This window comes from Arthrobacter sp. MMS18-M83, from assembly GCF_026683955.1.
In the GTDB taxonomy this organism is placed as follows: Bacteria; Actinomycetota; Actinomycetes; order Actinomycetales; family Micrococcaceae; genus Arthrobacter.
In genome coordinates, this window is the sequence record NZ_CP113343.1 from 432,831 (window position 1) to 453,520 (window position 20,690).

General features: G+C 64.2%; 17 protein-coding genes and 2 pseudogenes. 12 read left to right on the forward strand and 7 right to left on the reverse strand.

Going from position 1 to position 20,690, the window contains the following annotated elements; translation table 11 throughout:
• Window positions 1-2: 2 nt before the first annotated feature.
• Window positions 3-1,349 (forward strand): CoA transferase, encoded by a 1,347-nt coding sequence (locus OW521_RS02065; protein ID WP_268022513.1) that lies wholly within the window; start codon window positions 3-5, stop codon window positions 1,347-1,349.
• Window positions 1,346-2,782, forward strand: coding sequence for an amidohydrolase family protein (locus OW521_RS02070; RefSeq protein WP_268022515.1), 1,437 nt, complete (start codon window positions 1,346-1,348; stop codon window positions 2,780-2,782). Before OW521_RS02065 ends, OW521_RS02070 begins: the two co-directional genes overlap by 4 nt.
• Before the next feature lie 19 nt (window positions 2,783-2,801).
• On the opposite strand, the gene OW521_RS02075 is transcribed toward OW521_RS02070, so the two are convergent.
• Entirely contained in the window at window positions 2,802-3,509 is a 708-nt protein-coding gene (locus OW521_RS02075) for a pyrimidine reductase family protein (RefSeq protein ID WP_268022517.1), read from the reverse strand.
• Between the two features lie 114 nt (window positions 3,510-3,623).
• Between OW521_RS02075 and OW521_RS02080 the strand changes: the two genes are divergently transcribed.
• The gene (locus tag OW521_RS02080) at window positions 3,624-4,295 is read left to right on the forward strand and encodes a histidine phosphatase family protein (protein ID WP_268022519.1); all 672 of its coding nucleotides are present in this window, start codon (window positions 3,624-3,626) and stop codon (window positions 4,293-4,295) included.
• A 71-nt stretch (window positions 4,296-4,366) separates the two neighbouring features.
• Here OW521_RS02080 and OW521_RS02085 read toward each other — a convergent pair whose 3' ends face one another.
• The gene (locus tag OW521_RS02085; protein ID WP_442781202.1) at window positions 4,367-5,746 is read right to left on the reverse strand and encodes an aspartate aminotransferase family protein; all 1,380 of its coding nucleotides are present in this window, start codon (window positions 5,744-5,746) and stop codon (window positions 4,367-4,369) included.
• Window positions 5,747-5,786: 40 nt separating this feature from the next.
• Window positions 5,787-6,146: pseudogene (locus tag OW521_RS02090) on the reverse strand (metal-sulfur cluster assembly factor); the annotation flags it as partial.
• A gap of 499 nt (window positions 6,147-6,645) precedes the next feature.
• On the opposite strand from OW521_RS02090, the gene OW521_RS02095 reads away from it, so the two are divergent.
• From OW521_RS02095 to OW521_RS02120, 6 genes are all read left to right on the forward strand, one after another.
• Entirely contained in the window at window positions 6,646-7,254 is a 609-nt protein-coding gene (locus OW521_RS02095) for a TetR/AcrR family transcriptional regulator (protein WP_268022529.1), read from the forward strand.
• Window positions 7,255-7,853: 599 nt separating this feature from the next.
• Window positions 7,854-8,495 carry a GntR family transcriptional regulator gene (locus OW521_RS02100; protein ID WP_268022531.1) on the forward strand — a complete coding sequence of 214 codons (642 nt, stop codon included), beginning with the start codon at window positions 7,854-7,856 and terminating at the stop codon, window positions 8,493-8,495.
• Between the two features lie 10 nt (window positions 8,496-8,505).
• Window positions 8,506-10,026, forward strand: coding sequence for an MmgE/PrpD family protein (locus OW521_RS02105; protein WP_268022533.1), 1,521 nt, complete (start codon window positions 8,506-8,508; stop codon window positions 10,024-10,026).
• A complete protein-coding gene (prpB, locus tag OW521_RS02110) occupies window positions 10,027-10,932 on the forward strand; it encodes a methylisocitrate lyase (protein WP_268022534.1) in 906 nt (301 codons plus the stop codon).
• Window positions 10,933-10,971: 39 nt separating this feature from the next.
• A complete protein-coding gene (locus tag OW521_RS02115; protein WP_268022535.1) occupies window positions 10,972-12,129 on the forward strand; it encodes a bifunctional 2-methylcitrate synthase/citrate synthase in 1,158 nt (385 codons plus the stop codon).
• A gap of 192 nt (window positions 12,130-12,321) precedes the next feature.
• The gene (locus tag OW521_RS02120; protein WP_268026107.1) at window positions 12,322-12,894 is read left to right on the forward strand and encodes an adenylate kinase; all 573 of its coding nucleotides are present in this window, start codon (window positions 12,322-12,324) and stop codon (window positions 12,892-12,894) included.
• A gap of 728 nt (window positions 12,895-13,622) precedes the next feature.
• Here OW521_RS02120 and OW521_RS02125 read toward each other — a convergent pair.
• Window positions 13,623-14,486, reverse strand: coding sequence for an HpcH/HpaI aldolase/citrate lyase family protein (locus tag OW521_RS02125; RefSeq protein ID WP_268022536.1), 864 nt, complete (start codon window positions 14,484-14,486; stop codon window positions 13,623-13,625).
• 113 nt (window positions 14,487-14,599) lie between these two features.
• Here OW521_RS02125 and OW521_RS02130 point away from each other — a divergent pair, with 113 nt between their 5' ends.
• Both OW521_RS02130 and OW521_RS02135 read left to right on the forward strand, forming a co-directional pair.
• On the forward strand, window positions 14,600-15,703 hold the full coding sequence (locus tag OW521_RS02130; RefSeq protein ID WP_268022537.1) for an NAD-dependent epimerase/dehydratase family protein: 1,104 nt from the start codon (window positions 14,600-14,602) through the stop codon (window positions 15,701-15,703).
• Between the two features lie 62 nt (window positions 15,704-15,765).
• Window positions 15,766-16,935, forward strand: coding sequence for an MFS transporter (locus OW521_RS02135; protein ID WP_268022538.1), 1,170 nt, complete (start codon window positions 15,766-15,768; stop codon window positions 16,933-16,935).
• 120 nt (window positions 16,936-17,055) lie between these two features.
• Here OW521_RS02135 and panB read toward each other — a convergent pair.
• The 3 genes and pseudogenes from panB to OW521_RS02150 all read right to left on the reverse strand — a co-directional run bounded on the left by panB (window position 17,056) and on the right by OW521_RS02150 (window position 19,680).
• Window positions 17,056-17,960: pseudogene (gene panB, locus OW521_RS02140) on the reverse strand (3-methyl-2-oxobutanoate hydroxymethyltransferase).
• A 2-nt stretch (window positions 17,961-17,962) separates the two neighbouring features.
• The gene (gene panD, locus OW521_RS02145; protein WP_268022539.1) at window positions 17,963-18,391 is read right to left on the reverse strand and encodes an aspartate 1-decarboxylase; all 429 of its coding nucleotides are present in this window, start codon (window positions 18,389-18,391) and stop codon (window positions 17,963-17,965) included.
• A gap of 341 nt (window positions 18,392-18,732) precedes the next feature.
• A complete protein-coding gene (locus OW521_RS02150; RefSeq protein ID WP_268022541.1) occupies window positions 18,733-19,680 on the reverse strand; it encodes an aldo/keto reductase in 948 nt (315 codons plus the stop codon).
• Window positions 19,681-19,742: 62 nt separating this feature from the next.
• Here OW521_RS02150 and OW521_RS02155 point away from each other — a divergent pair, with 62 nt between their 5' ends.
• Window positions 19,743-20,558 (forward strand): alpha/beta fold hydrolase, encoded by an 816-nt coding sequence (locus OW521_RS02155; protein WP_268022543.1) that lies wholly within the window; start codon window positions 19,743-19,745, stop codon window positions 20,556-20,558.
• Window positions 20,559-20,690: the final 132 nt, after the last annotated feature.

Sequence of the window (20,690 nt, forward strand, 5' to 3'; positions counted from 1 at the left end):
ATGTGCCCGTCCATCCCTTCCCAAACGCCTCCGCCGGCGCGGCCGACGGGCTGGAATTCAGCCGGGATTGGGCCCAAAGCGGGGTCATGGCCCTGACCGGCCAACGCGGCGGTCCGCCAGTGCTGCCGCCCGGCAGCGCGGCCACCCTGGCCCGGAGACTGTCCACCTACATCGACGCGGCCGGCGCCCTGGGCGGCAGGCCCGTCCGGCTGGACGGGGCCAAGCTGCTCTCCGAGCGGGCGGCGTTCACCGGGCACCGCCCGAGCGGCCGGATCTCCCTTGGTGGCACCTGCAGGCTGCTGCCGACGGCGGACGGCTGGGCGGCGGTCTCCTGCGCCCGCGAGGACGACCCGTCCCTGCTCGGAGCCCTGGTGGAACAGAAGCTCGGCGACGATCCGTGGCCGGAGGTGTCCGGCTGGCTGCTGCGGCACCTAGGCCGGGAACTTGCGGAGCGGGCCGAACTCCTTGGAATCGCGGCGGCCCCCCTCGCGGAACCCGGCGACTCCGGCGCCGGTCCTTGGCTGGACCACACGGTCTTCTCCCGGCCGCCGCGGCCCGTCGCTGACCTGTTGGTCGTGGATTTCAGTTCGCTCTGGGCCGGGCCGCTTTGTGCCCACCTCCTGAGCCTGGCTGGCGCCCGGGTGGTAAAAGTGGAAACTCCCCAGCGCCCCGACGGCGCCCGGCGCGGAAATGCCGAGTTCTACCGGCTGCTTCACGCAGGCCACGCCTCCGTGGTGCTGGATCCGGAAACACCGGGCGGGCGGGCGGCCCTGGCCCGGCTCGTGGAGCAAGCGGACATCGTCATCGAAGCGTCCCGACCTCGGGCCCTGGCCCGGTTTGGCCTGGACGCCGATGCCGCAGCGGCGGCGGGACGCACCTGGATCTCCATCACGGCCAACGGGAGGGCCTCCGATCGCGTTGGGTTCGGCGACGATGTTGCGGCCGGAAGCGGGTTGGTGGCGGTCGATCCCGGGGGTCTCCCCCTCTTCGTCGGGGATGCCCTGGCCGATCCCCTCACCGGGCTCGCCGCGGCGGCCCTGGCCATGACCGCACCCGTTGCCGGGCGGGGAATTCTTCACGATGTGGCCATGTCCAGGGTCGTGGCATCCACGCTGCCGGCCGCCCCGCGAGTGGAATCCGCCGGGGCCGGGTACCCAATTGAGTCAAAGTATCCGGGTGCGGTACGCACTGCGGTGGTCCGGACCGCCGCCGGACGCTGGCTGCTGGACACCGGCTCCGGAAGCTACCCGATCGAAGAGCCGGCCGGCCGCAAGGTGGTTGGTGACGCACCGGCGAGCGGGGCCGATACGGCGACCGTGCTGCGGTCCCTCGGAATCGGCGTCCCGTGACCGCGCTGCTGATCCGCAACGTCGCCATCTATGGCACCCGGGGCACGGATGAGCGCACGGACGTGCGCATCGCCGGCGGCAGGGTCAGCGAACTGGGCACCAATCTGGCCGCTGCGGGCGACGATGTTATCAACGGACGCGGGGGCACCTTGCTGCCGGGCCTGTGCGACCACCACCTACATTTGCACGCGATGGCCGCGGCAGCCTCCTCGGTGTCGTGCGGTCCACCCAACGTGCGCACCGCCGTCGAACTGGCGCAGGCACTGGGAGCCGCCGGCGGCAGGCAGCAGGGCTGGATCCGCGGCACCGGCTATTTTGAATCGGTCGCCGGTGACCTGGACGCCGTTGCCCTCGACCGTCTGCATGATGCCGGGCCCGTACGGATCCAGCACCGCAGCGGCGCCCTCTGGATGCTCAATACGGCCGCGGTAGCAGCAGTCGGGCTGGACGCCGGGGAGCACCCCGGCATTGAACGGGACGCAAGCGGCCGCGCCACCGGCCGGCTTTGGCGCGCGGACGAGTGGCTGCGTTCCCGCCTGCCCGCTGCCGACCCGCCCTCTCTGGCCGGTGTCGGGGAGGCCCTGTCCAGGTTCGGGATTACTTCGGTCACCGATGCGACGCCAGAGCTCTCCGCATCCTCCGCCGCCGTCATCGCGGCGGACATGGCCGCAGGCAGGCTGCCGCAGCGGGTCCAGTTATTGGGCTCACCCGTGGCTGCCTCCACATCAGGCGCGGGCGCATTCCCGCCGCGACGAACGCCAACCCCCGGGCCTTACAAGATTGTCATCGCGGATTCCCAACTTCCGGCACTGGATGACCTTGCCGCACTTATTGCGCGTGCGCACGCTGCCGACCGGCCGGTCGCTGTGCATTGCGTCAGCCGCGTCGCGCTATTGCTGTTGCTGGCCGCGTTGGACGCATCAGGCGTCATGCCCGGGGATCGGCTGGAACATGCTGCCGTGGTGCCGGCAGAGACCATAGTGTCCCTGCGGCGGCGCGGACTCCGTGTAGTGACCCAGCCGGGCTTCATCGCCCAGCGTGGGGATGACTATCGGCGGCTGATGGAGCCCGAAGACCTTCCCGATCTATACCGCTTCCGGACCCTGCTGGCAGGTGGAGTGCGCGTTGGCCTCTCGAGCGACGCACCCTATGGGCCGCTGGACCCCTGGGCCGTCATGCAGGCTTCTGTCGACCGTCTGCCGTTGGGCGGCGGTCGCCCCCTTGGGCCCCACGAGCGGGTCACCGCTTCTGAAGCGCTTACAGGCTATCTTTCCGGACCTGCGGATCCGGGCGGCGCCCCGCGGCAGATCCGGGTCGGCAGCGCCGCGGATCTGGTCCTGCTTCACTGTTCTGAGCAGGAGCTGCTTGCCGGGCCGGATGCGGCCATGGTGCGGATGACCATCATCGCCGGAGAACCGGTCTTCGGACAGTAACAAGGTTGTGCCGGCAGCGTCAGCGGCTGCGCACATAGCGGAGCATCAACATATCCCCGGCGGTGAGGACATGGGCCAGCCGCATGGCGTGCAGCCCGGGCTCTGAACCTGCGGTGATCCGCCCGGCTCCTCCCCCGGCGAGGACCGGCGATAGGGTCAGGCACAGCTCATCCACCGCATCGGCCGCCACGAGGGAACCGAACAGGTGCGGGCCGCCTTCTGTTAGCACCTGGGTCAGGCCCCGGCGGATCAGGACAGCCCACATCGCAGCCACATCCAGGCTGCGCTCACCGCAGATCTCGACATCCGCGACAGCAGCCAGCCCCTCAGGGGGCCCATCGTGGAAGCCGCCCTGCGTGAAAACTAAAGGGCGGACCGGAGCCCGGCTGAAAACATCCGAGCTGTGATCCAGCTCCAGCCGGGCGGAAACGATCGCAAGCACAGGCTGCGGCGCCAGGCCATGCTCCACACGCCAGGCAACGGCGTCGTTGTCGAGGATCAGCGGACCGTAATCTTCCGTCCGCAACGTTCCCGCCCCGACCAGGACCACGTCGCTGAGCATCCGGAGCGTGTCAAAAACCTGTTTGTCGGCGGTATCGTTCAGTGGGCCGCTCACGCCGTCGAAGCTGGCCGCTCCATCCAAACTGGCGATGAAGTTGGCGCGCAGGTGGGGGGTGCCGCGGTCAACTACGATGTAGTTGCGGATCAGTTGCGAACGGTCGAACATGTGGTCCCCTCTCGATGCAGTTACGTTATACGCGGAGCGCTTTACCCAAGACATCCTCCCTGAAGTCAGGATGGATCTAAGACAGCGATTTCCGGTGGAAGGTCAGTAATTCAAATGTCACATATGCAGGGTTCCCCGAGCCTGCGCAGGCTTGTCCTCTGGCGGCACGGGCAGACCGATTGGAATGCACAGGATCGCGCGCAGGGGCATGCGGACATCACCCTCAATGAAACCGGCAGACAGCAGGCGAGGGAAGCGGCTCCGCTGCTGGCTAGCTACGCACCCGCTTTCGTCTGGTCCAGCGACCTGGCGCGGGCATGCCATACGGCCATGGAGCTGGTGGCCCTTACCGGGAGTCCGCTCGTACTCGACCGAAGGCTGCGCGAGTACAACGTGGGCATACGGCAAGGGAAGACCCTGGAGGAATTCCGGAACGAACATCCCGATCTGCATCAGCTGTTTTTCGCCGGGGACGATTTCCGAATGCCCGGCGCGGAGCTGCCCTCAGAAGTCAGTGCCCGCATGGGCTCTGTCATGCGGGACGCCGTTGACGCATTGGGCGAAGGGGAAACGGGTGTTCTGGTCGGCCACGGCGCGTCCCTCGCCAGCGGTCTCCTCGCATTCTTCGACGCCCCCGCACATATGCGTGAGATGTTCGCGGGGATGGCGAATTGCGCTTGGACAGTACTGGCGGAAAGCCCGGAGCGGGGCTGGCAGATCGTCGACTTCAATGCGCAGACCCTGACGAATTTTTCCGCACTGTCCGCCGACCGGCCGTCCGGCTAAGGATTTCACCGGGCGGTTCCCACCCGGGCTCCATCCCGCGGCGCCCGCGCCCGCTGTCCATACCGGTGGCGCTACACAGTGTGCGCATCGGCAATGTCCAGGACTTCATCCAGAATATCCAGGCCCTGCTGTGCCTCCGCCTCGGAGATGTTGCACGGGGGGACCACATGAATCCGGTTGACGTTGGAGAAAGGCAGCAGACCCCTGGCCTTGCATTCGGCGACCAGTTCGTCCATGACCGGGCTGGAGCTTCCATAAGGCGCCATCGGTTCCTTGGTCAAGCGATTCCTGACAAGCTCAACGGCCCAGAAAACACCGGTTCCGCGGACCTCACCTACCGATATGTGACGATCAGCGAAACGCCCCAGGGCGGGGCCGATGACAGACTCACCAATGCCGGCCGCGTTCTCCACCATTTTCTCGTCCCGCATCGTATTTATGGTAGCTACGGCTGCGGCCGTCGCCAACGGGTGCCCGGAGTACGTCAGGCCGCCGGGATAGATCCTTTTGCTGAAGGTTGCTGAAATCTCCGGGGAGATGGCGACGCCGCCCAACGGCACGTAGCCGGAGTTGACTCCCTTGGCAAAAGTCAACAAGTCCGGCACTACGTTGGAATGCTCGACGGCGAACCATTTTCCACTGCGTCCGAAGCCCGACATCACCTCGTCGGCGATGAAGACGATGCCGTGTCTTGTGGCCAGTTCACGCACACCGGCCAAATATCCGGGTGGGGGGATCATGATGCCGGCAGTGCCGGGGATGGCCTCAAGAATGATGGCCGCGATGTTGTCCGGACCTTCAAAAGCGATCAGCTGCTCCAGATGCTCAAGCGCACGGTCGGATTCCTCCCGCTCAGTCCCGGCGTGGAATGCAGTCCGGTACAGGAATGGGGCAAAGAAATGGACGGCCCCAGAATCGCCGTGGTCATTGGGCCAACGGCGTGGATCCCCGGTCAGATTAACGGCAAGGTGCGTCCCTCCGTGGTAGGACCTGAACGCGGACAAGACCTTGTAACGTCCCGTGTGAAGCCGTGCCATCCGCACGGCGTGCTCGACGGCGTCGGCCCCACCATTAGTGAAGAAGATTTTATTGAGATCGCCGGGCGTGACTTCGGCAATCAGTCTGGCTGCCTCGGACCGCGCATCATTGACGTACTCCGGCGCAATGGTGCACAGTTTTGCCGCCTGGTCCTGAATCGCTTGGACTACATGCGGGTGTTGGTGCCCAATGTTGGTATTGACGAGCTGTGACGAAAAATCAAGGAGCCGGTTCCCCCCGCCGTCCCAGACATATGAGCCCTGCGCCGCGGTTATGGTCATCGGCGTGATCAGGTCTTGCGCTGCCCAGGCGTGGAAGACATGCTGGCGGTCCAGCTCATAGGCTTGCGCTGCCGCGCGCAGGCTCGCTTCGCTGAGGGGCACGGCATCTGCCGTGGGAGAAGTCATGGTCATTTCCTTCTGATCCGTCCCTTTGGATCCAGGCAGGCGCTGCTACGTCGTACGAGACGGCGCGCATCTGGTCGAGGCCGTCGTCGGTGATCCGATCAGGACCCCACGGAGGCATCCACACCCAATTCAGCCGCCACTCGTTGACAATCCCCGCGAGGGCCCGTGCGGCCTGCTCCCCGATGACATCGGTGAGTTCGCATGCCGCCGTGGTGAGCGTCATATCGATCAGCAGTGTTCCGTCCTCACCAAAGCGGAGGCCATAGATCAGCCCTAGGTCGACAACGTTGACGCCGAGTCCGGGATCAACCACATCCCTCAGGGCCTCTTCGACATCCCCGAGGCTGGCTCGGACCGGGTCCGCGGCATTCACGACGTTTGACGCTGTCTCACCGGTATCGTTCATGATTCCCCCGAAGCTTGGGACTCGGCAGATTTTCAACTAGTCATTGCACCGTATCCGGCGCCCCGACGGCTCACTACACATCGCCAACGGACTGAGGGGCCGCCGCGGTATCCGGTGCCGTGGCTCGTTCCGTGCCACCTCCGTGACAAAGAAGCCAGCCCAACTGCCATACTTGCGATATCTATTATCGTAGACCAAACAGTAACACTTACTAGCGACATGTTAGTAGCCTCCTAAGTTGTGCCCCACCCCGTTGCCATGTGGATTCCAGCGACGCCGAGTGGCATGGTGGCTTGCAGGTCCAAGACGGACCACCACGAGCTGCGGCACGAAGGACTCATGCAGATCATGGGAATGGCAGCAGCGAATGCCGCGAGCCCGTCATCTCCGGCGGAGGGTGGCAGTTTCTGTCATAGCCTGCTAGATTTGCGCGTGAGCTACACCACACCGACGTGGAAGGGCGGTTTACTGCCAGTAGCAAGTGCCGAGAGGAACAGGGTTGAACATTCAGGCAGCCCCCGCAGTCCCGTTTCTGCCAGCTATCCGGGAGCAGACCGTGCTTCAGGTCTCAAAATCCGTCATAGAGCTGTTCCTTCACAGTAGAGGGACGGCCTTCACTGTCAAGGAACTTGCCACCTATGCCGGTATCTCCGAACGCTCCTTCTATCGGTACTTCCCTCGGAAAGAGGACGCCGTCAAGCCCTTCCTGACAGCCGGCGTTGAAATGATGGTGCAGGAAGTATCCGAACGGCCGATCGACGAACCCTTCGAGACGTCGCTGGCGATGGTCTGGGAAGGTTCATGGTCGGCAGACAATATGGAGCGCGTGCAGGTTCTGCATCGAGTCCTGGGCAAAACAGACAGATTTCGGTCCATTTGGATGCAGGTGATTACCGAAACCGAAGCCGCGTGGACGCAGATAGTTGCTCAGCGCCTGGGCATTGAGCCATCATCGCGCCAGGCGGCCCTCGCCGGGGCAGCCATCGTCGCCGTCCTACGGCTTTCCACGGAAACCTTTTGCGATGCCGAACCCGATGAGGACCCGGCCACGATCCTCGCCGCCAATCTCGACCTCCTGGGCAATCGGCTCTTTACCGTTCGCCACTAGAGATTTAAGGCAGCCGGGTCGCTGGAGCTGGAACCTCCTTTTCAAAACTTCACGGGGTTGCCTGCCACTTTTGGACCGGTAGGACCACAATTGAATTTTGAGGTTCTAGCTATGTTCGAGCGAGCAGGCGCCGGCCTGGATGTCCATGCCGGCTCCGGAGCCGCATGCGCTGAACGCGTAGACCGGCGAAATCATCGCATACCGGATAGCTCCGACCACGCCGAGATTCCTGCCTGGATCGCATCCATTCCCTCGCCGGCGCGGGGTGTCAGTGCCGCCCGGTTTCGGGTTGCGCAGGTTCCTCGAAGTACCGGCAACGGAAACCTCCAAGATCGGAGACGTTGCCACATAGAGCGCGGCCCCTGTTGTGGCCAGAATTCTTTTGGAGAGACTGCGAGAGAGTCCCCGCGAAGGCTCGTCGTCGTCAGGACTTGGCCCATTAGGGGCGGCACCGTGGGATGAATTGCCCACTAGAGCGTGCCCGCCATTTGGAATCTATGTATACACAGCACCCCACTTTCTCCTTAAACTAGAGTCATCTTGGATGATATCGCGATGCATGTATACACTGAGGACGTCCACCCAGCGAAGGAGGGTCCATGCGTGCCAGCGAGAGAGCCTATGCTGCCCTGCGCGAGGACATCATTGAGTGGCGTCTGGCACCCGGAACGGTCCTCGCGGAAGTGGAACAATCCGAACGCCTGGGCGTGTCCCGCACGCCGGTCCGGGAGGCGCTGGGCCGGCTCAGCGCGGAAGGGTTGACGACGGCGGCAGGCGGCCGCGGCGTCGTCGTGACCGATATCTCGCTGGAGGACATCGACGAACTGTTCGAGCTGCGCGAAACCCTGGAAGGCAAAGCCGCCGCCCTCGCCGCGGAACGCGGTGAACGCCCGGTGTTCGAGCGACTCCACGCCGAGCTCCTCCGGGCCCCGGAGATGCTCAACGACAGCGATCCCGCACGGCACGACTATTACGCCCTGGTGGGAAGGCTCGACGAAGCGATCGACGAGGCCATCTCCAATTCCTACCTCGCCCAGGCCATGCGCAGCCTGCGCGTCCACCTGGTGCGGGTCCGCCGCCTCGCGGCCGACGACGCCGAACGCCTCCACGCTGCCGCGGCCGAGCACGCCGCGATCGCCGAGGCCATCGCGGCGGGCAACCCCCGGCTCGCCGAAGCCGCCACCACCCTCCACCTCCACCGCAGCCTTTCCCACGTCAAAGCCACCCACACACCTCACTAGAAGGAGCACCATGGTGAAGAACAACCACGTCCGCGTCTACAAGAGCGAAGAGAACCTTGCCCGCGAGGAGCAGCTGGCTCACAAGATCGCCACGGTCGCCGCCGACCCCGTCGAGGTCCTTCCCCTGGTCACGGAGATGGTCATCAACCGCGTCATCGACAATGCCTCCGTCGCCATTGCCTCCCTTAACCGTGCTCCGATCATCGCGGCCCGGGCACAGGCCCTGACGCACGCGCCGACCACCAACGGCAAGGGCTCCAGTGTTTTCGGGATCAGCGACAAGGTCTCGACCGAGTGGGCTGCCTGGGCCAACGGCGTCGCCGTACGCGAACTCGACTACCACGACACCTTCCTTGCCGCGGACTACTCCCACCCGGGCGACAACATCCCGCCGATCCTCGCCGTGGCCCAGCACGTCGGTGCCAGCGGCAAGGACCTGATCCGCGGCATCGCCACCGGCTACGAGATCCAGGTGGACCTGCTCAAGGCCATCTGCCTGCACAAGCACAAGATCGACCACGTAGCCCACCTCGGCCCCTCCGCCGCCGCCGGCATCGGCACCCTCCTGGGCCTGGACGTCGAGACGATCTTCCAGTCGGTCGGCCAGGCCCTGCACACCACCACGGCCACGCGCCAGTCCCGCAAGGGCGAAATCTCCACCTGGAAAGCCCACGCCCCGGCGTTCGCCGGCAAGATGGCCGTGGAGGCAGTGGACCGGTCCATGCGCGGCCAGACCTCCCCCGTGCCGATCTACGAAGGCGAAGACGGCGTCATCGCCTGGATGCTGGATGGCCCGGACGCCTCCTACGAGGTCCCGCTGCCCGAAGCCGGGGAGCCCAAGCGGGCCATCCTGGACACCTACACCAAAGAGCACTCCGCCGAGTACCAGGCCCAGGCCTGGATCGACCTCGCCCGCAAACTGAACAACGAGCACCCCGAAGCCACGGACCCGGCCAACGTGGCCTCCGTCCTGATCAAGACCAGCCACCACACGCACTACGTGATCGGCTCCGGCGCCAACGACCCCCAAAAATACAGCCCCACTGCGTCCCGGGAGACCCTGGACCACTCCATCCCGTACATCTTCACCGTCGCCCTGCAGGACGGTTCCTGGCACCACGTCGACTCCTACAGCCCGGAGCGCGCCGGACGCCCCGACACCGTGGAACTATGGCACAAGGTCACCACCGTGGAAGACCCCGAATGGACCCGCCGCTACCACTCCCTGGACATCGCGGAAAAGGCCTTCGGCGGCACTGTTGTCATCACGCTCAACGACGGCACCGTCATCACGGATGAGATCGCCGTGGCCGACGCCCACCCGCTCGGTGCCCGGCCGTTCGCCCGCCAGCAATACATCGACAAGTTCCGCACCCTCGCCGCGGGGCTCGTCGAGGAAGCCGAGATCGAAAGGTTCCTCGCCGCCGCCGAAGCCCTTCCGGACCTGGGCCCGGGCGAGCTGGACCAGCTGAACATCACCGCCGCGCCCGGCATCATCGACCTCGCCGCCGCACCGAAGGGACTCTTCTAGATGCTCTACTCCAAGACCACCCCGGAACAGAAGCGCCTCGCCCTGCGCGGGATGCTCGCTTCCGGAACGATCCAGCAGTTCCCCGGCGCGTTCAACCCGCTCTCGGCACGCCTGATCGAGGAGAAGGGCTTCCCCGGCGTCTACATCTCCGGCGCCGTCCTCGCCAACGACCTCGGCCTGCCGGACATCGGACTCACCACCCTCACCGAGGTCGCCACCCGCGCCGGACAGATCGCCCGCATGACCGAACTGCCCTGCCTGGTGGACGCGGACACCGGCTTCGGCGAACCGATGAACGTGGCCCGCACCATCCAGGAACTCGAAAACGCCGGACTCGCCGGCTGCCACATCGAGGACCAGTTCAACCCGAAACGCTGCGGGCACCTGGACGGCAAGAACGTGGTCGACACCGACACCGCCGCCAAGCGCATCCGCGCGGCAGCCGACGCCCGCCGGGACCCGAACTTCCTCATCATGGCCCGCACCGACATCCGCGCCGTCGACGGCATCGAGGCCGCCCAGGAACGCGCCCGGGCCCTCGTGGAAGCCGGCGCCGATGCCATCTTCCCGGAAGCCATGAAGGACCTGTCCGAGTTCCAAGCCATCCGTGATGCAGTGGATGTGCCGATCCTGGCCAACATGACCGAGTTCGGCAAAAGCGAGCTATTCACCGTCGAGCAGCTCCAGGGCGTCGGCGTGAACATGGTGATCTACCCCGTCACCCTGCTCCGCATTGCCATGGGGGCTGCGGAATCCACCCTCGAGACGATCAAGAGGCTGGGCATCCAGGAAGTCCGGGTCCCGGCGATGCTCACCCGTGCGCGCCTCTATGACCTCGTGGACTACGAGGCCTACAACCACTTCGATACAAGCGTTTTCAACTTTGTGGTCCCAGGTGTCCGCTAAAGCCGTTGCCACTCCCTCAATCCCAGACAAGGACGTCTTATGAACACTGCAACCGTCGAAATCCGCAAGGGCCTGGCCGGCGTCGTCGTGGACTACACCGCCATCTCCAAGGTCAACCCCGACACCAACTCGCTGCTCTACCGCGGCTACCCCGTGCAGGAACTCGCCGCCAAGTGCAGCTTCGAGGAAGTCGCCTACCTGCTCTGGCACGGCGAACTTCCCACCGCGGAAGAGCTGGAGCAGTTCCGGACGGCCGAACGTGCCGGCCGCGCCCTGGACCCCAGCGTGAAAGCCGTGATCGACGCCCTCCCCGTCACCGCCCACCCCATGGACGTCTGCCGGACCGCAGCCTCAGTGCTCGGAGCACGACACCCGCTGGCCGAGGTATCCTCCCCCGAAGCCAACCTGGCCAAAGCGAAAGACCTCTTCGCTGCCTTCCCCGCCGTGGTCGCCTACGACCAGCGCCGCCGCCGCGGCCAGGAACTCGTCGAACCCCGCGGCGACCTTGGCTACTCCGCGAATTTCCTCTGGATGACCTTCGGCGAAGAACCCGCCGCCGAGGTCGTGGAAGCCTTCGATGTCTCGATGATCCTCTACGCCGAGCACTCCTTCAACGCCTCCACCTTCACCGCCCGGGTCATCACGTCCACCCTTTCGGACCTGCATTCCGCGGTCACCGGAGCGATCGGCGCCCTCAAGGGCCCGCTGCACGGCGGCGCCAACGAGGCCGTCATGCACACCTTCGAGGAAATCGGCATCCGCACCGAGGAATCCCTCGAGGAAGCCGCTGGCCGGGCGAAGACCTGGATGGAACACGCCCTGGCGCAGAAGAAGAAGGTCATGGGCTTCGGTCACCGCGTCTACAAGCACGGCGACTCCCGCGTGCCCACCATGAAGGCAGCACTCGACAAGATGATCGCCCACTACGGCCGGCCCGAGATCCTGGGCCTGTACAACGGGCTCGAACAGGCCATGGACGAGGCCAAGGCGATCAAGCCCAACCTCGACTACCCCGCCGGGCCCACGTACCACCTCATGGGCTTTGACACCCCGACCTTCACCCCGCTGTTCGTGGCCAGCCGCATCACCGGCTGGACGGCCCACATCATGGAACAGGCTGCTTCCAACTCCCTTATCAGGCCCCTCAGCGCCTACAACGGCACCGAAGAACGTTCGTTGGAGCGGGAACGAAACTGACGCCGCCCTAATCTGCGGTGGAGCACTGGATGGTCACACGGATCATCAATTATCGCAACGCTAGAGGTGCTCCACCGCACCCCCGTCAATCCAAGGGTCACCCTGCGGGCCCGGATGCCTACTGGCTCAAGATGGTTCGGCCACTCGATCCCCGCAGCAACTCAACAGCGAAAGGCATCTACTATGACGAGAATGTTGATCATCGGACCTCCGGGTTCAGGCAAAGGTACGCAGGCGGAACGCATTTCTGCACGCTTGGGCGTCGTTGCCATTTCCACCGGCGACATCTTCCGAGCCCACGTCGAAGGTGCGAGCCCGCTCGGCGTCAAAGCCAAGAAGTATATGGATTCCGGGGACTTCGTCCCGGATAGCGTCACCAACAAGATGGTCCGTGACCGCCTGAGCCAGAGCGACGTCAGCGGAGGCTTCCTACTGGACGGCTACCCGCGCACCGCTGCGCAGGTTGATTACCTTGACGAGGTTTTGGCCGAAGCCTGCCAGAAACTCGATGCCGTCCTCCAGTTGACGACCGAGGACGAGGAACTGGTTACACGCCTGCTCCGCCGCGCCAAGGAAACCGGCCGCAGCGACGACACCGAAACCGTTATCCGCCACCGCCTCGACCTGTACCACGAACAAACCGAAGCCGTTGTGGCCAGGTACGCCGAGCGCGGCATCCTCACTACAGTGGATGGCATGGGTTCTGTAGACGAAGTCACAAACCGAGCTGTCCTGGCGGGTCCAAGGCAGTTGTCCCGGGACTGAGAAACGGAACGTCGCTGATTCCTCCCCAATCAACGGCTGTGCCTACTGCCGGCCTGATCCACCGGAATGCGCTACAGGGACACTGTGGCCGGTAACCGCTCAGGAGACAGCGGCCTGCACGGCGTTCGTGGGCATATTCACGCCAGTCGTGGAGGGCCTTCCGTTCGACTCGACGGAGCCGGGAAATTTGCGACCCCGTGGGATGAGGGCGGTGCCAAGTGCGTTCTTCAGCGGCCGAGAATTCAGATGAAACCCCAGCGGGCCATCACATGCCGAGCCTCGAGTCGAAGGCACGCCGTATCCCATAGAACCTGCAAACGAAACCTTTGAAAACTCGTTGGCCCCCGGACACGGTCCAAATTCTGCTGGGCTGCCGTCCTCAGCCCGGCCGTCATGGTCGCCGCCATCTGGCTGGTACAGGCCCGCCGCCGTCGTGCGTGGCTTCTGGAAGCCAACGCCAAGTGGGGTCTCTTCGACGGAGGCTTTGCCGAGTATTGCCCATTGCCCGCCGGCAAGCTGGTGCGAGTACCCTTACAACGTCGACATTGCCTGTGCCGCAGTCGCGGCTGATTCAATTAAGACCGCCTATCCCACGGTGACACCTGCCGTGCGGGTGCGGTCAGGAGAGAGCGTAGCCATCATCGGCTTGGGCGAACTCGGGACGGGATATCGAAGTCATACCTTTGCAGACGTCAACGCTGGATATGATCGCCTGCGCAAAGGAGAAGTTAGGGGTCGACTCGTGGTTCATCCTTCGACGCTTGTCTGAGCAGGATGTTCTTGGCGCGCTCAGTCACCGGTCGGTCGACGAGCTGCCCTCGCACTTGCGCCGCCCCACCCTCGCTGTTCAGCACCTCGACCGCCCAGGCTATTTCTTCAGCCGACGGGGCGAAGCCCGTTACGATCGGGCCAATCTGCGCCGGATGGATCGCGAGCATCCCTCCGAAGCCGTTGCGCCTGGCGCGCCTTGCGGCCGAGAGCACCTTGTCTGCGTCTGCGATCTCCGTCGAGGGCGAGTCGATTGGGGCCGAGCCGCTACCGACGCGTGCCGCGATGACGAGGCTGGCGCGCGCATAATCGAGTATTTCAGCACCTAGCTCGGCGCCGACATCGAGCGAGAAGTCTACGGCCCCGAAAGCCAGCCTGGTGACACCTGGCAGTGCCGCGATGCTCTTGGCTGCTCGCAGTCCGCGGGCACTTTCGACCAGCGGGATGAGCGCGAGTCCGCCGGGCAACCGCCGTCGAACCCCACGTATCGCCACAGGATCCTCGGCCTTCGCCACCATGAGTCCCAGCAAACCGTGGCCGGTGACGCAAGACAGGCTGAGCAGAGCTGATAGCTGCGGCTCGAACATTTCCGAGTCGGTCGAGTGCACGCGAACCACCGCACGCACGTCGCCGCCTGGAACCAGCGCAGACAGGGCATTTGCAAGGGCCGCTTCGGTGTTTCCCGGTGCGACGGCGTCTTCGAGGTCGATAATGACCTCGTCCGCACCGGCAGCCATGGCCTTGCCGAAGCGCTCGGGCCGATCTCCGGGCACGAACAGAAAAGTTGTAGCATCGCGCGGTTGCGGACCAAATGAATGCTTCACACAACTACTATACATGGCTAACTATTTTTACTAGATTACAAGGTGGTACTGCTCTGCAGTCCGGATGCTCCAGCGCCGGTGCATTCAAACGGATACAAAGAGGGTGAGCCGCAGTGGCACAATCTGTCGTCGTAGTGGGGGCCAGCGGGCTGATTGGTTCAACGACCGTTCAGGAGTTCGCCGATCACGGCTGGCACGTTACCGCAATTTCGCGGCGCCGGCCGAACGTAGCTCCGGGGACTCCCTTCACCCACCTGCCGATAGACCTGCTCGATTCAGGCGCGACCACCGAGGCGCTCGAGCGGCTGGCACCGGTCACTCATGTCGTCTACGCCGCGGCTTTCGAAAAGCCGGGGCTGGTTGCTGGATGGTCGGACCCCGAGCAGATGGAGACGAACCTGCTCATGCTGCGAAACGTTCTCGAACCCCTCGCCCGATCGGGAAGTCTCGAACACGTCACGACAATGCAAGGCACGAAGGCGTATGGCGTGCATCTGCACCCTATCCCCATCCCCGCTCGAGAACGCTATCCTCGCGACGACCACCCGAACTTTTATTGGTTGCAAGAAGACTTTCTGAAACAATCGGCCGAGCAGTACGGCTACAACTGGACCATCTTCCGACCGGTTCAGGTCGTTGGGAGCGCATACGGCGTCGCGTATAGCACCCCGTCGGTCATCGGCGCGTACGCCGCGGTCTGCCGCCAGGAGAACTTGCCGTTCGGGTTTCCCGGCGGCCAAATCAACCCTGTGAGACAGTCAGTGGACGTCGCCCTGGTCGCCGCGGCGATACGGTGGGCAACCCACGCGCCGTCGGCCTGGGGAGAGCATTTCAACCTGACCAATGGCGAGGTGTTCTCGTGGCAGGAGTTGTGGCCGACATTCGCCGATATATTTCGGATAAAGGCGGCCGAACCGACTCCCGTCAGCCTCGCGCGCTTTCTGCCCGAGCACGATCAGACGTGGAAGCGCATCGTTGAGCAGTACGATCTTCTGCCCTTGTCAATACTCGATGTCGTTGGCAAATCCCACATGTACGCCGACTACACGTTCGGGTACGGCGTGGAGACACCCCCACCGCCCACACTCGTGAGCACTATCAAGGTGAAGCAGGCAGGCTTTACCGAAGTCCGCGATACCGAGGCCACCTACCGAAAAGCGATCGAATCGCTGATCGATCAGAGGGTTTTGCCTGGCGTCTCGCATCGTTCTGCGTAACGATGGCCGAGGCTGAAGGGTTCGCATCGCCTGACACTCCGCCATCGCCGCTCGGACCGATCTTGCGTCAGCTAACACCGTCGGTATTTCTGCCCGCCATGATCTACGAGATCGGGAACGGCGCAATCGCCCCAATCATCGCGCTGACAGCGATCGGACTCGGTGCCTCTCCCGCACTCGCGGCGCTGCTCGTGGGGCTTCTTGGTATCGGCCGCGTACTCGGCGACATTCCCGCCTCGTGGCTTGCGGAGCGCTTCGGCGACCGTCGGGCAATGGTGATGGCGGCAGGGCTCGAAACCGTGGCTCTGCTGGGCTGCTATTTCAGTCCATCGATTGCGATCTTCGCTGTCGCTCTGTTGCTCTCGGGCATGTCAACGGCGACATTCTATTTGGCCAGACAGTCGTACCTGGCCGACGTAGTGGCTCTCGCCCACCGGGCACGCGCGATGTCGACCCTCGGAGGATCTCATCGTATCGGCCTCTTCGTCGGACCGTTCATCGGTGCTTTGGTCGTGAGAGCAGTAGGCCTGAACGGCGCCTATCTCGTGGCCATCGCCGCGACGGTGTGCGCCGCTGTGCTGTTGCTGACGATCGCAGACATCGCCCCTCCACGAGGCCAGGGGGCAGCGATTCGGGGCGAGAAGTCCAGTCGAGCCGTTCTCGTCGAGCATCGAATCATCTTCTCCACCCTCGGCGTGACGATGATCGGCTGCGGCGCGGTGCTGGCTGCCCGGCAGACGGTTGTTCCCTTGTGGGCCGAGCATCAGGGAATCGGGGCCGCTGAGACGAGCCTGATCTTCGGCACGGCGGGAGCAGTGGAGATGCTCCTTTTCTATCCGGCCGGCAAGATCGCCGACCGTTTCGGCAGGCTAGCCGTCGCACTGCCTTGGATGCTCGTGCTCGGCGGCGCCATCGCGGCTGTTCCTTTCACCTCTGATCCCCCTTCTCTCACCGCCGTGGCGATCATCATGAGCATTGGCAGCGGCATAGGAGCGGGAACCCTCATGACGCTCGGCGCCGACGCGGCCCCTCTCGTGGGTCGCCTCCGCTTCTTGGGAATCTGGCGCGTGCTCAGCGATTCCGGATATGCAGCCGGGCCGGCTGTCCTGTCAGCCATCGCGGTCGGCACATCGCTCTCCGTCGGAATCACGGCGCTCGGCGCCATGGGCCTCGGCGCCGCCGCGGCCCTGAAGGTGTTCGTGCCGAAACACGCGGCCACTCGACCGAACTAAGGGCTATATCCCGATCCCCCACCCGTCGAAATCACCAGCGCGAGCGACTCCTAGTGTCGAGATGAGTCGGTTCGGGATGCACCCTCCCTCGATTGACCCCTATTGGAAAGTCGAGAGACGTCAGAAGGAGTGCTCGGGGCCGGGGAACTGGCCCGAACGCACTTCTTCTCCGTACGCCTTGGCGGCGTCGCTGAGTGCGGTCCGAACGTCCGCGTATTGCTTGACGAATTTGGCCATCTTTCCGCCGCGCAGGCCGGCCATGTCCGGCCACACCAGAACCTGCCCCGTGGTCGCATTCCCGGCGCCGATGCCGATCGTCGGAACCGGGACGGCGGCATCAACGGCCGCGGCGGTTTCCGCCGGCACCATTTCCATGAGTACACCGAAAGCGCCCGCCTCCGCCAAGGCCACGGCGTCCTCGATCAACCGCTGAGAGTCGTCCCCCGGCCCTGAACGCGGTAGCCGCCAAGAGCATGTTCGCTTTGCGGAGTGAAGCCGATGTGTGCCATGACCGGGATGCCGGCCTGGACCATTGCCCTGACCGTCTCCGCGTAAAAGCCGCCGCCCTCGATCTTCACCGCGTGGGCGAGACCCTCCTTCAGGAACCGGACACCCGTGGCCACTGCCTGTTGCGCGGAGACCTCATAGCTGCCAAACGGCAGGTCGGCGACCACGAGGGCGCGCTTTGCCGAACGCGCAACGGACCGGCACAACGGAAGCAACTCATCGACGGTGACGGGCAGGCTGGTCTCGTTTCCGAACACGTTGTTGGACGCCGAATCGCCAACGAGCAACACCTCAATGCCCGCCTGGTCGAAGATCTCGGCACTGTACTGTTCGTAGGCCGTGAGCATGGCAAAGCGCTTCCCGTCGGCCTTTGCCTGCTGCAGGTGATGGATGCGGATCCTGCCCACCGGCTTCTTAGCCTCATCCGGCCCAGGAAGGCCGGCCCCGGAAGGACCGTTTCCATAGGGGGCCGGAACTTCGGCGGACGGGCTTGGGCGAGGGTTGTTCCTTATCTCCATGATTAGTTCACCGAGCCGTTGTCTAGAGCGAAGGGCGGACGCATCATTCCTGGGGTGATGGCTTCGGCAGGGTCGGTGCCAAGCTGGACGATCCTGTTGTGATGATCAACGTGGACCACTCTGGGGTCGTAGGCCCCGGCTTCTTCGGTGGTCATGCTGGCGTAGCTGATGAGGATGACGACGTCGTTTACGTCGACTAGGTGTGCGGCGGCGCCGTTGATGCCAATCACACCGGAGCCGCGTTCACCGGGAATGGTGTAGGTCTCCAGACGGTTGCCGTTGGTGACGTCCACGATCGCGACGAGCTCGCCGGCCAGGATATCGGCCGCTTCCAGCAGATCCAGGTCCACTGTGACTGAGCCGACGTAATGCAGGTCCGCGTGAGTGACGGTGGCACGGTGGATTTTGGACTTGAACATTGTGCGGTTCATTTGCTGCTCCAGATCGAGATTTCGTTCATAGTCTTAGGAAGGCACGATCAGTGACTGCTTCTATGGGCACGCCGCCATCAATCGAAACGATAATGCCTCGCGTTGGAGTTCGTGTCAGCCGCTGCATCGCTCCAGTGTCCACTGTGCCGCTGGATTCACGGACAGTCTTTCCGCCAAGTCGTATCTCAACGTACTGCCCAAGGGCACGTTGCCAGTCCGGTTGCAGATGAAGGTCCATGCTTGATCCCCTTCTGTTCCCCGTGGCTCCTCGCCACCCCGCCATGTCCGGGCCCGCGTGGGCACCGGCGGCGGTCGCTGTCAGGCCGTTCACGCCACTCGTGTCATTCGGGCACCCTGTCTGATACCTCGCCGAGCCGACGGAGCTCGTCGGCCGTGAGTTCGATGTCAGCCGCCGCCAGCAGATCGGGCAGCTGTTCGACCGTGCGCGCCGAGGCAATCGGTGCCGCGATGTCCGGCTGGGCCAGCAGCCACGCGAGCGCGATCGAGCTGAGTGCGCACTCGCGCTCCGTGGCGATCTTGCGTAGTTCCGACACCACCATGAACGATTCGTCGCTGACGTAGCCGTTCAGGAAGCTTTGCCGCGATGTGCCGTGGATGTCGTCGGCGTTTCTGTATTTGCCGGTGAGCAGCCCGGCTGCGAGGGCGAAGTACGGGGTGACCGCGAGGTGATGCTGCGCCACGCGAGGCGCCAGTTCTCGCTCGTAGGGCACCCGTCTGACCAGGTTGTATTGCGGCTGCAGGACCACCGGCCGAGCGAACCCGTTCGCCTCCGCAACGGCGAACCACTCGTCGATTCTGTCGCCGCTGTAGTTCGACAACCCGATATAACGCACCGCGCCGCGCCTGACCAGCTCATCGAACGCGCCTGCCGTTTCCTCGAGTGGCACCGTAGGGTCGTCGTAATGCGCGTAGTAGATGTCGATGTAATCGGTGCCGAGCCGTGTGAGAGACGCGGCAGCGGCGGCGAGAACGTTGCTGCGGGACAGCCCTGGGAATGACGGGTGTCTGCTGACTTTAGTTCCGATGACAACGCTTTTTCTGTTGATCCGCTGCGCCATCCATTCGCCGATGATCGTCTCGGATTCACCGCCGGAATGCCCCGGCGGCCAGGCCGAATACACGTCGGCAGTATCGATGAAGTCGCCGCCGGCCTCTCGATAAGCATCGAGTACCTCGAACGATTGTTCTCGATCAGCGGTCCAGCCGAAGACATTGCCACCGAGAGATAAGGGAAATACGTCGAGCGTGCTCGAACCGACCAGCGCCATTTTGCCCTGCTTTCTTCCGAAAATATTACACGTAGCTAACTAATTTCTGTACACTGACTTACATGCCATTCCTCAACACCCACGGCGCCGAGCTCTACTACGAGACAGCCGGAAACACCCACCACCCGGTACTCGTTCTGCTCCACGCGGGCGTGGCGACGCTTCGCATGTGGGATGCCCAGATCGATGCACTGGCGACCGACCATTTCGTCGTCAGGTTCGACGCGCGCGGGTATGGCCTCACGACGAGCGACGGCACCCCGTTCACGAACCATGGTGACGTCGTCGCTCTGCTCGATCACCTCGGCATGCCGGCCGCAACTCTGGTCGGATCGTCAAGGGGCGGCATGATCGCCGTCAATACGGCTCTGGAGCACGCTGACCGGGTTGACGGCGTCGTTACGATCGGATCGGGCATCGAGGGTTTCCCACCCACCACCCCGACCGATTCCGAGAGCGCCCTCTTCGCAGGAATATCCGAACTGACTGCCGTCGGAGACAGGCCGCAAGCGAAGCGGCTCGAGGTGGAGCTGTGGGTCTTCGGGCCCCAGCGTGATGCGAAGGACCTCGACCCCGCGTTCGTCGCGCGCGCTTTCGAACTCAACCAGCCCAACGTCGAGCTGGGCGAGGAGCCTCCGAACTCAGTGCCGCTCCACCCTTCGGCATATAGCCGGCTCGCCACGATGACCGCACCGGCGCTGATCACGGTGGGTGACTTTGACGTGTCGCGCATGACGATCATCGCTGATGCTCTCGTCGATGCCCTTCCGTATGCTGAAGGGCATCGGTTCGCGAATTCCGCGCACTTGCCGAACGTCGAGGAGCCGCACGAGTTTCTCCGTGTGCTCAGGTCGTGGCTCGGGCGCCACTCCTTATGAACGGAGCGTTCGCCTGGCCAGGTCACCGCGCCTGCCAGACTGGCTGGCGCTTCTCGACGAATGCTTGCGCACCCTCGCCGGCATCCTCCGAGTCGAAGATCTCTGCCACCGTGGCACCGATATTCAGCCACG